General features: G+C 66.6%; 12 protein-coding genes. 5 read left to right on the top strand and 7 right to left on the bottom strand.

Features of this window, described 5'->3' with window-relative positions:
- Positions 1–117: 117 nt before the first annotated feature.
- The 4 genes from mrdA to ACEN9N_RS26185 all read right to left on the bottom strand — a co-directional run bounded on the left by mrdA (position 118) and on the right by ACEN9N_RS26185 (position 4,872).
- Positions 118–2,088: a penicillin-binding protein 2 gene (mrdA, locus tag ACEN9N_RS26200; protein WP_007833442.1), complete on the bottom strand. Its 1,971-nt coding sequence runs from the start codon at positions 2,086–2,088 to the stop codon at positions 118–120.
- A 176-nt stretch (positions 2,089–2,264) separates the two neighbouring features.
- On the bottom strand, positions 2,265–2,786 hold the full coding sequence (gene mreD, locus ACEN9N_RS26195) for a rod shape-determining protein MreD (RefSeq protein WP_007833440.1): 522 nt from the start codon (positions 2,784–2,786) through the stop codon (positions 2,265–2,267).
- The gene (mreC, locus tag ACEN9N_RS26190; protein ID WP_007833437.1) at positions 2,783–3,742 is read right to left on the bottom strand and encodes a rod shape-determining protein MreC; all 960 of its coding nucleotides are present in this window, start codon (positions 3,740–3,742) and stop codon (positions 2,783–2,785) included. The genes mreD and mreC overlap by 4 nt, the downstream gene beginning before the upstream one ends.
- 86 nt (positions 3,743–3,828) lie before the next feature.
- Positions 3,829–4,872, bottom strand: a complete 1,044-nt coding sequence (locus tag ACEN9N_RS26185) for a rod shape-determining protein (protein ID WP_007833435.1) — start codon at positions 4,870–4,872, stop codon at positions 3,829–3,831.
- Positions 4,873–5,087: 215 nt separating this feature from the next.
- Here ACEN9N_RS26185 and gatC point away from each other — a divergent pair, with 215 nt between their 5' ends.
- The 3 genes from gatC to gatB are packed head-to-tail and all read left to right on the top strand — an operon-like array spanning position 5,088 to position 8,369.
- Positions 5,088–5,387, top strand: a complete 300-nt coding sequence (gene gatC, locus ACEN9N_RS26180) for an Asp-tRNA(Asn)/Glu-tRNA(Gln) amidotransferase subunit GatC (protein ID WP_007833433.1) — start codon at positions 5,088–5,090, stop codon at positions 5,385–5,387.
- Positions 5,387–6,877 carry an Asp-tRNA(Asn)/Glu-tRNA(Gln) amidotransferase subunit GatA gene (gatA, locus tag ACEN9N_RS26175; protein WP_495654871.1) on the top strand — a complete coding sequence of 497 codons (1,491 nt, stop codon included), beginning with the start codon at positions 5,387–5,389 and terminating at the stop codon, positions 6,875–6,877. Before gatC ends, gatA begins: the two co-directional genes overlap by 1 nt.
- Before the next feature lies 1 nt (position 6,878).
- Positions 6,879–8,369 (top strand): Asp-tRNA(Asn)/Glu-tRNA(Gln) amidotransferase subunit GatB, encoded by a 1,491-nt coding sequence (gene gatB / locus ACEN9N_RS26170; RefSeq protein ID WP_007833429.1) that lies wholly within the window; start codon positions 6,879–6,881, stop codon positions 8,367–8,369.
- A gap of 102 nt (positions 8,370–8,471) precedes the next feature.
- On the opposite strand, the gene ACEN9N_RS26165 is transcribed toward gatB, so the two are convergent.
- Both ACEN9N_RS26165 and pyrE read right to left on the bottom strand, forming a co-directional pair.
- Positions 8,472–9,164: a DUF4124 domain-containing protein gene (locus tag ACEN9N_RS26165; RefSeq protein ID WP_495654870.1), complete on the bottom strand. Its 693-nt coding sequence runs from the start codon at positions 9,162–9,164 to the stop codon at positions 8,472–8,474.
- Positions 9,165–9,178: 14 nt separating this feature from the next.
- A complete protein-coding gene (pyrE, locus tag ACEN9N_RS26160; protein ID WP_007838033.1) occupies positions 9,179–9,862 on the bottom strand; it encodes an orotate phosphoribosyltransferase in 684 nt (227 codons plus the stop codon).
- Positions 9,863–9,874: 12 nt separating this feature from the next.
- On the opposite strand from pyrE, the gene ACEN9N_RS26155 reads away from it, so the two are divergent.
- Positions 9,875–10,678, top strand: coding sequence for an exodeoxyribonuclease III (locus tag ACEN9N_RS26155; protein ID WP_495654869.1), 804 nt, complete (start codon positions 9,875–9,877; stop codon positions 10,676–10,678).
- Between the two features lie 277 nt (positions 10,679–10,955).
- Positions 10,956–12,818 carry a BACON domain-containing protein gene (locus ACEN9N_RS26150; protein WP_495654868.1) on the top strand — a complete coding sequence of 621 codons (1,863 nt, stop codon included), beginning with the start codon at positions 10,956–10,958 and terminating at the stop codon, positions 12,816–12,818.
- Positions 12,819–12,841: 23 nt separating this feature from the next.
- Here the strand turns inward: ACEN9N_RS26150 and ACEN9N_RS26145 are convergent, their stop codons facing one another.
- Positions 12,842–13,579, bottom strand: a complete 738-nt coding sequence (locus ACEN9N_RS26145) for a GntR family transcriptional regulator (RefSeq protein ID WP_495654867.1) — start codon at positions 13,577–13,579, stop codon at positions 12,842–12,844.
- Positions 13,580–13,584: the final 5 nt, after the last annotated feature.

Below are 13,584 nucleotides of genomic sequence, written 5' to 3'. Positions count from 1 at the left end.
CCCTCTCCCTCTGGGAGAGGGCCAGGGTGAGGGCAGCCGGCCTTGCAACATCGCGCGGACTTCATTGCCGCTCACCCTCACCCCAACCCTCTCCCCAAGGGGAGAGGGAGCAGGAGATCAGGGCGCGGCTGCAGGAGTCGCCGCAGCGGCAGGCCATGCCACTTCGCTCGCCACGCGCGGCTTGCCCATCGGCGCGGCGGCCTTGCCGATCTTGATCGCGGCCATGTCGGCTTCGCTCGGGTATTGGTCCATCAACCAGTAGTCGAACACGCGGCGCGCAATGGGCGCCGCGGCGCCGGCGCCCCAACCCGCGTTTTCCACGATCACCGCGACCGCGATCTTCGGATCGTTCACCGGTGCGAAGGCCATGAACAGCGCATGGTCGCGCTGATGCTCTTCGAGTGCGCGCGCGTTGTACTTGGTGTTCTGCGCCTGCGTCACCGCCTGCGCCGTGCCTGTCTTGCCGGCCGCCTGGTAGCCCGCGCCCGCGAACACACCGCGCGCGGTGCCGCTGGTGACCACGCTGGTCAGGCCCTCACGGACCACCGCCACGTTGGCTGCCGCAAAGCCGAGGTTTTCCGCCGGGGGCTGGGGCAGCGGAACCACCTGCCCGCTCACCGTGTTGCGCGTGGCCAGCACGAGGTGCGGCTTGTGCTTCATGCCCCCGTCGGCCACGATGGACGTGGCCTGCGCGAGCTGCAGCATCGTGAAGGCGTTGTAGCCCTGGCCGATGCCCAGCGAGATGGTCTCTCCCGCGTACCATTTTTTCTGCTCGGGCCGCTTGTAGGTGTTGCGCTTCCACTCGGTGCTCGGCAGCACACCGCGCACTTCGCCGCCCAGGTCGATGCCGGTGATCTGGCCGAAGCCCAGCGGCTTCATGAAGTCGTGGATCAGGTCCACGCCCATCTCGTTGGCCAACGAGTAGTAGTAGATGTTGCTCGACAGCTGGATCGAGCGGCGCATGTCGACGCCCCCGATGTTGCCTTCAGGGCTGCCGAAGCGGTGGCCGCCGAAGTTGAAATAGCCCGGGTCGTTGATCACCACGCTGGGCCCGCGCTTGCCCGTCTGCAGCGCGGCGAGCGCCATGAAGGGCTTGTAGGTCGAGCCGGGCGGGTAGGTGCCGCGCAGCGCGCGGTTCAGCAGCGGCTTGTCGATGGACTCGGTCAGCGCCGCCCAGCTTTCGTTGTCGATGCCTTCGACGAACAGGTTCGGGTCGAAGGTGGGCTTGCTTACGAAGGCCAGCACCTCGCCGGTCTTGGGGTCGATGGCCACCAGCGCGCCGCGGCGGTCGCCGAACATGTCTTCCACCAGCTTCTGCAGCTTGATGTCGAGAGACAGCATCACCGTGTTGCCCGGCGTGGCGGGGTGGCTCGCGAGCCGGCGCACGGCGCGCCCGCCGGCCGAGGTTTCCATCTGTTCCACGCCGGTCTGGCCGTGCAGCGTCTTCTCGTAGCTCTGCTCGATGCCGAGCTTGCCGATGTAGTCGGTGCCCTTGTAGTTGGCCTGGTCTTCCTCGTCCCAGTCTTCCATTGCGGTCTTCTCGCGCTGGTTGATGCGGCCGATGTAGCCGAGCACGTGCGAGGCCAGCTCCCCCTGCGGGTAGTTGCGGAACAGGCGCGCCTTGATCTCCACGCCCGGAAAGCGGTAGCGCTGCGCCGCGAAGCGCGCGACTTCCTCGTCGCTCAGGCGGGTGCGGATCGGAATGGAGTCGAAGCTGCGCGAATCCTCGCGCAGGCGCTTGAAGCGGCGGCGGTCGCGCGGCGAGACTTCGAGCACCTGCGTCAGGCTGTCGATGGTTTCCTCGACGTCGCCCACCTTCGAGGGCGTGATCTCCAGCGTGTAGGCCGAGTAGTTGGAGGCCAGCACGATGCCGTTGCGGTCGAGGATCAGCCCCCGGTTGGGCACCACCGGCACGATGGCCGTGCGGTTGCTCTCGGCCTGCTCGGCCAGGTCTTCGTGGCGCACGACCTGCAGGTACACCAGCCGCGCGCACAGCAGGCCGAAGGCAAACAGTACGGCAAGACCGATGACGATCACGCGGCGCTTGAAGCGCGCAAGGTCGGCGGCTACGTTGCGGATTTCGGTCATGGCGGAGGGAGCTTAGGCGCGCGCAGGTGCGATGGCAAATGCGCCTCCCGAGCCGAACGGAAGCGGCGCGGATTCATCGCGAAACACCGCGGAACGGGCTTTGCCCGGCCGCTGGTGTTGCCCCCGGCGAGGGGGTTGGCGAAGCGACACGAAGTGCGCGAAGCCTGGGGGAGAGCTCATAGCGGACGGTTCTCGTCGGGTTCCGGGGTGCGGCGCTGTGGTGCGAGCAGCAAGGCAGTGACCAGTGGCCAGAGCGCAGCCTCGATGGCAGGCGAGACCAGCACCGTCCAGCCCGGGAACACGCCGCCGCCGACCATCCGCGTGATGACCTCGATCAGCTGCGACAGCGCGAACAGCGGCAGCACCTGCAGCGCCTGCGACGCCACCGGGTACCAGAGCAGGCGCCGGTGGATGGTGATCGCAAAGAAGCCCAGCGTCGTATAGGCCAGCGCGTGCTGGCCCAGCATCGAGGCCTGGTGCACGTCCATGCACAGCCCGAACACGAAGGCCGCGCCGACGCCCACGCGTGCGGGCTGGTGCACGCCCCAGAACACGATCACCAGCGCCAGCAGGTCGGGCATCCAGACGGCGCGGCCAATGGGAATCATGTTGACGAGCAGCGCCACGATGAGGCTCGACCACATGAAGACGGGGCTGACGGGCAGCAGGAGCTGCTGCTGGCCGGGACGCTTGATCATTGGCGCGCTCCCGGCTTCTTCTCGTTCTTGCCCGCGCCGGGCTTGCCTTCAGGCCGCTTGCGCTGCGTGGCCGCCGCGGGCGCGGGCGGCGGCGCCATCGGGGCACCGGTGGGTTCGAGCACCAGCACGTAGCGCGCGGCCGTCACGTGGGCCAGCGGCACGCAGTAGATGCGGGCGAAGGCGGAGTCGGCGCGGCGCTCGATGCGCTCGATCTTCGCCACCGGCAGGCCGGCGGGATAGATGCCGTCGACGCCGCTGGTGGAGAGCAGGTCGCCCTCCTGCAGGTCGGCGTTGGCGGCCATGAAGCGCAGCTCCAGCCCGCCACCGTGGGCCGAGGCGTCGCCGAAGGCCACGCTGCGCACGCCGGTACGGGTGTTCTGCACGGGAATGGAAAGGTCGCGGTCGATCACCAGCGTGACCTCGCTCGTGAAGGGCAGCACCTGCGTGACCTGGCCGAGCACGCCGCGCGCGTCGATCACCGGCGAGCCGGGCGCCACGCCCTGGGTCATGCCCTGGTCGATGACGATCTTGCGGGTGTAGGGGTCGGCCGCGTCGTAGAGCACCTCCGCCGCGCGGCCCGGCGTCGTGGTGGTCTGGCGCAGTTCGAGCAGTTCGCGCAGGCGGGCGTTGTCCTGCGTCAGCGTGTCGGCCTGGGCGGCGCGTTCGGCCTGCATCATCAGCGCCTTGCGCGCGTCTTCCTCGTTGCGCTGGGCGGTCTGCAAGTCTTCGAGGTAGCGCCCGCCGCCGAGCACCGCCTGCACCGGCTTCATCGCCACCCATTGCACCGGGTAGAGCACCGCGCCGATACCCGCACGGATCGGCTGCACGATGCGGAAGCGTGAATCGGCCACCATGAGGAACAGGGCGAGCGCGCCGAAGAAGATCAGCTTGCTGAGTGCCGACTGCCCCTGGTTGAACAGGGGTGGCGCTGTGCGATCGAGCGTGCCCAGAGGCATGAATTCAGACCCGGCGGTGGTGCGGAATCAAATAACAAAAAGCCGGCCTGCGCAAGCAGAGGCCGGCCGATGATGGCTTTCGCGTTTTACTCGCTCGTGAAGATGCTGCCGAGACGGTCCATGCGCTCCAGCGCGATGCCGCAGCCGCGCACCACGCAGGTCAGCGGGTCTTCGGCCACCAGCACCGGCAGGCCGGTTTCCTCGGCCAGCAGGCGGTCGAGGTCGCGCAGCAGCGCGCCGCCGCCGGTCAGCATCATGCCGCGCTCGGCGATGTCGGCGCCCAGCTCGGGCGGCGTCTGTTCCAGCGCGTTCTTCACGGCCGAGACGATGTTGTTGAGCGGATCGGTCAGGGCTTCCAGCACTTCGTTGCTGCTGATGGTGAAGCTGCGCGGCACGCCTTCGGACAGGTTGCGGCCCTTGACTTCCATCTCCTTGACTTCGGAGCCCGGGAAGGCCGAGCCGATGTTCTTCTTGATGACTTCGGCCGTCGGCTCGCCGATCAGCATGCCGTAGTTGCGGCGGATGTAGTTGATGATGGCTTCGTCGAAGCGGTCGCCGCCCACGCGCACAGAGCCCTTGTAGACCATGCCGCCCAGGCTGATGACGCCCACCTCGGTGGTACCGCCGCCGATGTCCACCACCATCGAGCCCGAGGCTTCGCTGACGGGAAGGCCGGCGCCGATGGCTGCAGCCATGGGTTCCTCGATGAGATAGACGGAGGTGGCGCCAGCGGCTTCGGCCGCGTCCTTGATGGCGCGGCGCTCGACCTGGGTGGAGCCGCAGGGCACGCAGATGATGATGCGCGGGCTCGGCGTGAGCAGCGTGCGCGGGTGCACCATCTTGATGAACTGCTTGATCATCTGCTCGGTGATCACGAAGTCGGCGATCACGCCGTCCTTCATCGGGCGGATCGCCTCGATGTTGCCGGGCACCTTGCCCAGCATGGCCTTGGCTTCGCGGCCGACGGCCTGGATCACCTTCTTGCCGTGGGGGCCGCCTTCGTGGCGGATCGCGACAACCGAGGGTTCGTCCAGCACGATGCCCTTGTTGCGGGCGAATATCAGGGTGTTGGCGGTGCCGAGGTCGATCGCAAGGTCGGTGGAAAAGTACCGACGGAAAGCTCCAAACATGTGCGGAATCCTCTGAGCACGGCCTGCGCATCGGCAGGTCGTCGCTCTATTTTTTGGGTCGTGTGACGGGGTGAATTGATCGTTTTTGGCGCAAAAGCCGGCGTGTTCGCGGGGGTTGCGGCAAAGGCGGGATAATAACCGAATCCCCTCTGGTTCCTGTATTAGCACCCGTTTCGGCGTGCGATTACCCCCGCTTTTTTTGGCCGTCCCGACCTATGTCACTCTCCGCTTCAGATATTGCGCGCATTGCCTCGCTGGCGAGGCTGCAGCTTGCTTCCGGTGAAAGCGAGCGCATGCTCAGCCAGATCAACGGCTTCTTCGATTTAGTCGAACGTATGCGTTCCGTGGACACCACCGGCGTCGAGCCGCTGGCCCATCCCGTGGCCGCGCTCGAAGACATCACGCTGCGCCTGCGCGACGACGTGGTGAGCGAACCGAACAACCGCGAAGCCAACCAGAAGAGCGCCCCGGCCGTCGAAGCCGGCCTGTTCCTCGTGCCGAAGGTGATCGAATAATGAGCGGCGAACGATTGCACCAGATGGGCGTGGTCGCCCTGGCCCGCGCCCTGGCCGAACGCAAGGTCTCGGCCGTCGAAGCCTCGCAGGCGTTCCTGGGCCGCATGAAGGCGCACGAATCGCTGGGCACTTTTGTCGACATCAATGAAGAAGTCACGCTGGCCCAGGCCCGCGCCGCCGACACACTGATCGCCAAGGGCAATGCCCCCGCACTGGCCGGCGTGCCGATCGCGCACAAGGACATCTTCGTCACCACCGATTTCGCCACCACCGCCGGCTCGAAGATGCTCGCGGGCTACCGCTCGCCCTTCGACGCGACCGTGGTGCGCCGCCTGGCCGAAGCTGGTGCAGTCACGCTCGGCAAGCTCAGCTGCGACGAGTTCGCGATGGGCTCGGCCAACGAGAACGTCGCCGTGCCCGCCGTCGGCCACGACACCGCCGTGCCGGTGCAGAACCCGTGGAATCGCGAGCGCATTCCGGGCGGCTCGTCCGGCGCCAGCGCGGCGGCCGTCGCGGCACGCCTGGCCCCCGCGGCCACGGGCACCGACACCGGCGGCTCGATCCGCCAGCCCGCGTCGTTCTGCGGCGTGACCGGCATCAAGCCGACCTACGGCCGCGCCTCGCGCTACGGCATGGTGGCCTTCGCATCGAGCCTCGACCAGGCCGGCCCGATGGCCCGCTCGGCCGAAGACTGCGCGCTGCTGCTGTCGGCCTTCTGCGGCCCCGATCTCGACCGCGATTCGACCTCGCTCGACAAGCCCGCCGAGAACTTCGGCCGCTCGCTGAACGACTCGCTCGACGGCCTGCGCATCGGTGTGCCGAAGGAGTTCTTCGGCGAAGGCGTGGCGCCCGGCGTGCACGCGGCCATCGATGCGGCGCTCTCGCAGTACGAGAAGCTCGGCGCGAAGCGCGTCGAGGTGAGCCTGCCGCGCACCGAGCTGTCGATTCCGGTGTACTACATCCTCGCCGCGGCCGAGGCCTCGAGCAACCTGAGCCGCTTCGACGGCGTGAAGTTCGGCCATCGCGCGAAGCAGTACAAGGACCTCGCCGACATGTATGAGAAGACGCGCGCCGAAGGCTTCGGCGACGAAGTGAAGCGCCGCATCATGATCGGCACCTACGTGCTCTCGCACGGCTACTACGACGCCTACTACCTGCAGGCGCAGAAAGTGCGCCGCATGATCGCCGACGACTTCCAGCAGGCCTTCAGGCAGTGCGACCTGATCGCCGGCCCCGCCGCGCCCACCACCGCCTGGAAGATCGGCGAGCACGGCGGCGACCCCGTGGCCGACTACCTCGCCGACATCTTCACGCTGCCCGCATCGCTGGCCGGCCTGCCCGGCATGAGCGTGCCTGCGGGCTTCGACGGCGGCATGCCCGTGGGCCTGCAGCTGATCGGCAACTACTTCGGCGAAGCGAAGCTGCTGAACGCAGCGCACCGCTTCCAGCAGGCCACGGACTGGCACGCACGCACGCCGGGGGGCTTTTGAGATGAGCGAAACCGTGAACACATTCGAAGCACAACAACAGGGCCGCCCGACCGGCCCGCTGGTGCGCGGCTATGAAGTCATCATCGGCTTCGAGACGCACGCGCAGCTGTCGACCGCGAGCAAGATCTTCAGCCGCGCCTCCACCGCCTTCGGCGCCGAGCCCAACACGCAGGCCTGCGCGGTCGACCTCGCGCTGCCCGGCACGCTGCCCGTGATGAACAAGGGCGCGGTCGAACGCGCCATCAAGCTCGGCCTGGCGCTGGGCTCGCACATCGCGCCGCGCAGCGTGTTTGCGCGCAAGAACTACTTCTACCCCGACCTGCCCAAGGGCTACCAGATCAGCCAGTTCGAGATTCCCGTGGTACAGGGCGGCACGGTGTCGTTCTTCCTCGGCGAAGAGCAGAAGACCGTGCGCCTCGTGCGCGCCCACCTCGAAGAAGACGCGGGCAAGTCGCTGCACGAGGACTTCATCGGCCAGAGCGGCATCGACCTGAACCGCGCCGGCACGCCGCTGCTTGAAATCGTGACCGAGCCCGACATGCGCTCCACCGCCGAGGCCGTGGCCTATGCGAAGGAACTGCACAAGATCGTCACCTGGATCGGCATCTGCGACGGCAACATGCAGGAAGGCAGCTTCCGCTGCGACGCCAACGTGTCGGTGCGCAAGCCCGGCGACAAGCTAGGCACGCGCCGCGAGATCAAGAACCTGAACAGCTTCAAGTTCATGCAACAGGCGATCGACTACGAGATCCGCTGGCAGATCGAGGAGATCGAGGACGGCCGCAAGATCGAGCAGGCCACCGTGCTGTTCAACCCCGACACCGGCGAGACGCGCGCGATGCGCGCCAAGGAAGACTCGGCCGACTACCGTTACTTCCCCGACCCGGACCTGCCGCCGCTGGTCATCGCTGCCGACTGGATCGAGCGCGTGAAGGCCACCATGCCCGAGCTGCCGCGCGCGATGGCCGAGCGCTATGTGCGCGAGCACGGCCTGTCGGCATACGACGCCGCCCAGCTCACGCAGAGCGCTGCGCTGGCCGCCTACTTCGACGAAGCCGTGAACGCGGGCGCCACGCCCAAGCTCGCGAGCAACTGGATCACCGGCGAGATGGCGCGCCGCCTGAACGCCGCCGAGATCGGCATCGAGGCCGCGCCGGTGAAGGCGCAGCAGCTGGCCCAACTGGTGAAGCGCATCGCCGACGGCACACTGCCGAACAACGCCGCGCGCCAGGTGTTCGACGCGCTGTGGACCGGCGAAGGCAGCGATGTCGACGCGATCATCGAGGCCAAGGACCTGAAGCCGATGGCCGACACCGGCGCGCTCGACAGGATCCTCGACGAGGTGATCGCGAAGAACGCCAAGAACGTCGAGGAATACCGCGGCGGCAAAGAGAAGGCGCTCAACGCCCTCGTGGGCCAGGTCATGAAGGCCAGCGGCGGCAAGGCCAATCCGGCGCAAGTCACCGAGTTGCTCAAGGCGAAGCTCGGCTAAGGCCCTTCGGGGAACACCGCGGAACCGGCTTCGCCGGGCCGCCGGTGTTGCCCCCGGCAGGGGGGCGGGCGAAGCGACACGAAGTGCGCGAAGCCTGGGGGGTTACCTGGGATTCCCGCCGTTCTGCGGCGACCACAGCGTTTTCAAGCGCGTGCGCTCTTCATCGAAGCGCGCATTCACCCGCTTCTTCTCTTCTTCCTGCTCACCGATGAAGCGATTCTGCACCGCCACGCTCTGCGTGTTGTCTTCGAGCTTGCGGCGCACCGCGCCCGGCGCCTTGCTCGTGTCCTGCTTGTAGAACTCGAGCTCCTCGTCGATCTTCTTGCGGTCTTCGCCGAGTTCGGCGATGCGCTTCTTCGCGGCCTGCGTCACTACGTCGATCTGAGACAGCGCCTCGGCGCGTTCACGGTCGTGCGTGGCGGCATTGGGGTAGCGCACCAGCAGGGCCCGCTCGCGGCGGCGCTCGTCGGTCTGGCGCGCGGCCTGGATGGCGGCCTCGCGGGCGCGGTCTTCGCGCTCCTGCAGTTCGCGCGCGGTATAGGTCGGCTCGACCTTGCGGCGGGTGGAGCCGCTCGGGTTCAGCTCGCGCTGCTCGCGGTCGCTGCACTCGGCAATCGGCCGGTCGGCGGTCAGCGTGCGGCCACGGGCGTCGGTGCAGGTGTAGATGCCGGGGGAGGCGCCCTCCACTTTCGGGGACTGCGCCTGCAGCGCGCCGCAGAACGAAGAAACAACCAGGAACAGGGAGGCCGACACCAACCGGCGGATCGGCATGCCAGGGGCGCTTGCGTCGTGCATCGGGCGGCCTTGCCTCAGCTGGCGCCGTAGCGCGTGCGGTAGGCCAGCACGCGCTCGCGGTGCGCGCCCAGGTCGGCCGCGGCATTGCCCGAGAGGTAGCTCAGCAGGTCGTCCAGCGTGGCGATGGCGATCACCGACAGGCCGAGCTGGTTGCGCACGTACTGCACGGCGCTGTGGTCCACGTCGACGCCGTTCTCGGTCGCCTTCTCCTGCCGGTCGAGCGCGATGGCCACGGCATGCGGCGTGGCGCCGGCCGCCTGGATCGCCGCAATCGACTCGCGCACCGCGGTGCCGGCCGACATCACGTCGTCGACGATCAGCACGCGGCCCTTGAGCGGGGCGCCCACGAGGTTGCCGCCCTCGCCGTGCGCCTTGGCTTCCTTGCGGTTGTAGGCAAAGGGGTAGTTGCGTCCGCGTCGCGCGAGTTCCGCGGCCACCGTGGCGCCCAGCGGGATGCCCTTGTAGGCGGGGCCGAAGATCATGTCGAATTCGAGCCCGCTCTCGATCAGCCGGTCTGCATAGAATCCGGCGAGCCGGGCGATCTTGCCGCCGTCGTCGAAGAGTCCCGAATTGAAGAAATACGGGCTCATCCGGCCCGCCTTGGTCTTGAATTCGCCAAAGCGCAGCACGCCGGCATCCAGGGCGAACTGGACGAAGTCCTGTGCAACCGCGCTGCTTTTCTCACCATCTACAGCCATCGGGAATTCCTTGTGTTCAAACTGACCAGTCTCAATCTCAATGGCCTGCGTTCGGCCGCTACCAAAGGCGTGGCCGACTGGGTGGCCGAACTTGCGCCGGATTGTATTTGCATGCAGGAGATACGCGTCCAGGCCAGCGACGTCGAGGGCCGGTTCGAAGAAATGGCCGGCCTCAAGGGCCATTTCCACTTCGCCGAGAAGAAGGGCTACGCCGGTACCGCCGTGTACACCAAGCACGCTCCGAGCCAGGTCGTGGTGGGCTGGGGCGACGCCGAGTTCGACGCCGAGGGCCGGTATCTCGAACTGCGCTTCGACACGCCCAAGCGCAAGTTCTCCGTCATCAGCTGCTACTTCCCGAGCGGCAGCTCGGGCGAGGAGCGCCAGGAAGCCAAGTTCCGCTTCCTCAAGGGCTTCTTCCCGCACCTGGTGGCGCTGAAGAAGGAGCGCGAGTTCGTGCTGTGCGGCGACATCAACATCGCCCACAAGGAGATCGACCTGAAGAACTGGCGCGGCAACCAGAAGAACAGCGGCTTCCTGCCCGAGGAGCGCGCCTGGATGACGAAGCTGCTCGACGCCGGCGCCGACGGCGCGGGCCTGGTGGACGTGTACCGCATGCTCAAGCCCGACACCACCGCCGAGGCCTACACCTGGTGGAGCAACCGCGGCCAGGCCTACGCGAACAACGTGGGATGGCGGCTCGACTACCACCTGGCCACGCCAAAGACCGCCGCGCTCGCCCGCACCGAACAGATCTTCAAGACCATCAAGTTCAGCGACCACGCGCCGATCACGGTGGACTACGACTTCACACTGTAAGCCGGCAGCCCCCCGGGGCGCGGAGCAGGCCTTCAGCAGCTTCTGCCCATCCGGCACCCGCGCCCAGGTCCGCGGCCACGAACGACGAAGGGATCAGGCCGAGTTCGGGGCGTCAGTGAAGAAGGATGCGGACCGGTGGGCGGGGGTATCACTTGGCCGCCAAGACTTTCGCCGTTCGAAAGCTGCGATACTTTCTCAATAAGTATTAACCGCCGTGCATGCGTGCATGACTTCGCAGTGCGGCCCCGAGCGATGGAGATGAAGAGGGAAGAGGGACATGACGCTGAAATTCATAGCCATTGTTGGCTTTTGTCTGGCGCTGGCTGCATGTGGTGGAGGGGGCGGCGAGGGTTCTCCCAGCCTTGCTGGCGCAGTTCCAGCAGCTTCCAGCCTTGCTGATACGAACAACACGAAGGCACTCTCCTTCACGGACGTGAATGGTGCGACCGTCCCGCTGCAAGCTTCGAGCCTTGGGCCGATCAGCGGCTTGACGGCGAGCGCTGCTTCGTCACGACTGCCTTTCGATCCAGACGCTCTGGCTGCCCGGGCCACGCTTCCGGTCCCGCCCCCACCCCCCAAGTTGTCGGCGCTATCCACGACCGTCACGCTGGGTGGCCCCAATGGGCGCGACGAGGCCTCGCAATCGATCTTCATGAGCCTGAACAGGGACAACAAGTGGCCCTGGACGCTCTCGGCACCGCTGCCCGGCTGGGTCACCGCCTCCCCCACCTCCGGCACCGTCGATGCAAGCGGCACTTCGTTGAGCTTCTCGCCTGTCTTCAATGCCGCCACGCCCGGCACTCAGTCGGGCGTGGCGACGGTGACGGCGACGGTCAACGGCAACACGGCCACGCTGCCCCTGACCCTGGTCCTGAACCGGGACAAGCGGCAACTTGTTCCTTCCGAATCGGGCATCGGCTTTGCAAGCACCCCTGGCGGATCGGTGCTCACGAGAACGCTGCGGGTCACCGACAACTTCGAAGGCGCCCTGCCGTGGACCGCCACCTCCAGCGCCCCGTGGCTTTCCGTGACGGGCAGCGGGACCACCGGAACCGGCCCGGGCCTGATGCTTACCGCGGATCCCCAGCAGGTGCCGATGGGCGTAATCAGCTATGCGACCGTCACGCTGAAGACGTCCCATCCGAACGTGGCAGACGCGGTCATCCGTGTCGGCCTATGGCGTGCCGAAGGCGGACTGACCGCCCTGACCCCGCTGTCCGCGAGCTATACAAACGTCGTCGCCGACAAGATACGACCCTACGTCTATGCGCACAGCGGTGGCACATCCATCGACATCTACAACGCGCACCTGGGCACGAAGGTCGGCACCATCGCGAATGTCGGCGCTTGGCTGTCAGACATGAGCGTCGCGCCCGATGGGGGTCTCCTGTACGTGCTCGACAAAGGTAGCGGTCCCATAGTCGTCATCGACCTCGCCAGCGCATCGAAGATCGCGACGTGGCCGTTGATGCTGAAGCCCGGCGAGTCCTATCCACAAACCTTGCTGGCAATCCGTGTCAATGGCAAGAATATCGTTCTGACAGGCAACGGCACCGCGTATATAGATGGCAACCGTTTTGCAGCATTTCCGCCGCCCTACAGCAGCAACGGGAGTCTCACCGCATCGTCCGATGGCCGACGATTTTTCGTACAGGACACAGGCCTCAGCCCCGCCAGCGTCAGCGCATTCGATGTCGATTACTCGGCGATGGCGAACGGCGTTCTGACAGTGAATTTCACCGCAGAAGCGAGCTTCATCAATGGCGCATCGAATGGCCAAGATATCGCAGTGAATGCAGACGGGACCGCGCTCTATGCGGCATCAGGTGCGCCATATCGTTGCTCGTCTGTGAACCCCGCCAACCTGGCTTTCATTGCAAGTCTTCCAGGAGGAGACGCTTACCCCAACAACGTCGAAGTTACCAGCGATGGTCGCGTGATCTGTGGCATCAATGGACTCTATTCGGCCTCTGATATCTGGCTTCACGCCCCGAACGGGACCTTGCTGAAATCGTTCAAGTTTGTGGGTTATGCACATGGACTAGTGCCTCGCCAACTGGTGGTCACGCCAGATGGAATGGTCGCCATCGCCCTGACAGACGATCCGAAAATGGCATTCGTCCCTATCGGCCCTCCGTGATCGCGCGGGGAAGTCGTGGCTGCTCAGAGCCGTGCCTTCCCCGCATGCCGCGCCAGATGCACCTGGTGCAGCGTGATCTTGCGCACCTCCGCCTGGCTGGTCTCGATGTGCGCCCGCAGCAGCATCGCCGCCTGGTCGCCGCGGTTCGCGCGGATGGCCTTCAGGATCTTCGCGTGCTCGTCGTAGGTAGCGTCGATGCGAGGCTGCTTGGTGAAGTCGAGCCGACGGATGATGCGGATGCGGTCGGTCACATCGCGGTGCACGCGCGCCATCTCGTCGTTGCCGGCGGCCGCCACGAGCGCGCAGTGGAAGGCTTCGTCCCACTGCGCCACTTGCGCCATGTCGGCGCTGCGCTGCGCCGCGGGCACCAGCCAGATGCTGGCCAGCGCGTCGAGCAGGCTGCGGTCGATGTGGCGGTCGGTTTCGCACAGCCGATGCACTGCGGTGGTCTCCAGCACCATGCGCAAATCGTAGAGCTGCTCGAACTGGTCGAAGTCGAAGGGCAGCACGCGCCAGCCGCTTCGGAACAGCACTTCAACGAAACCCTCCTGCTGCAACCGGAACAGCGCCTGCCGGATCGGCGTGCGCGACACGCCCAGCCGCTCGCTGATCTCGTTCTCGGTGAAGCGGTCACCGGGCACGAGGATGAAGTCGGCCACGTCGCGCTTGAGCTGCGCATAGACCTCGTCGGCCCGCGTGCGGAAAACGGCCGTATCGGCGGCGGGGACAGGAGGCGCGGGGCGGGTTCGGACGGTAGACACGTGTG

The organism is Variovorax sp. Varisp46 (assembly GCF_059491885.1).
This window is presented reverse-complemented; position numbering and strand designations above follow the sequence as displayed.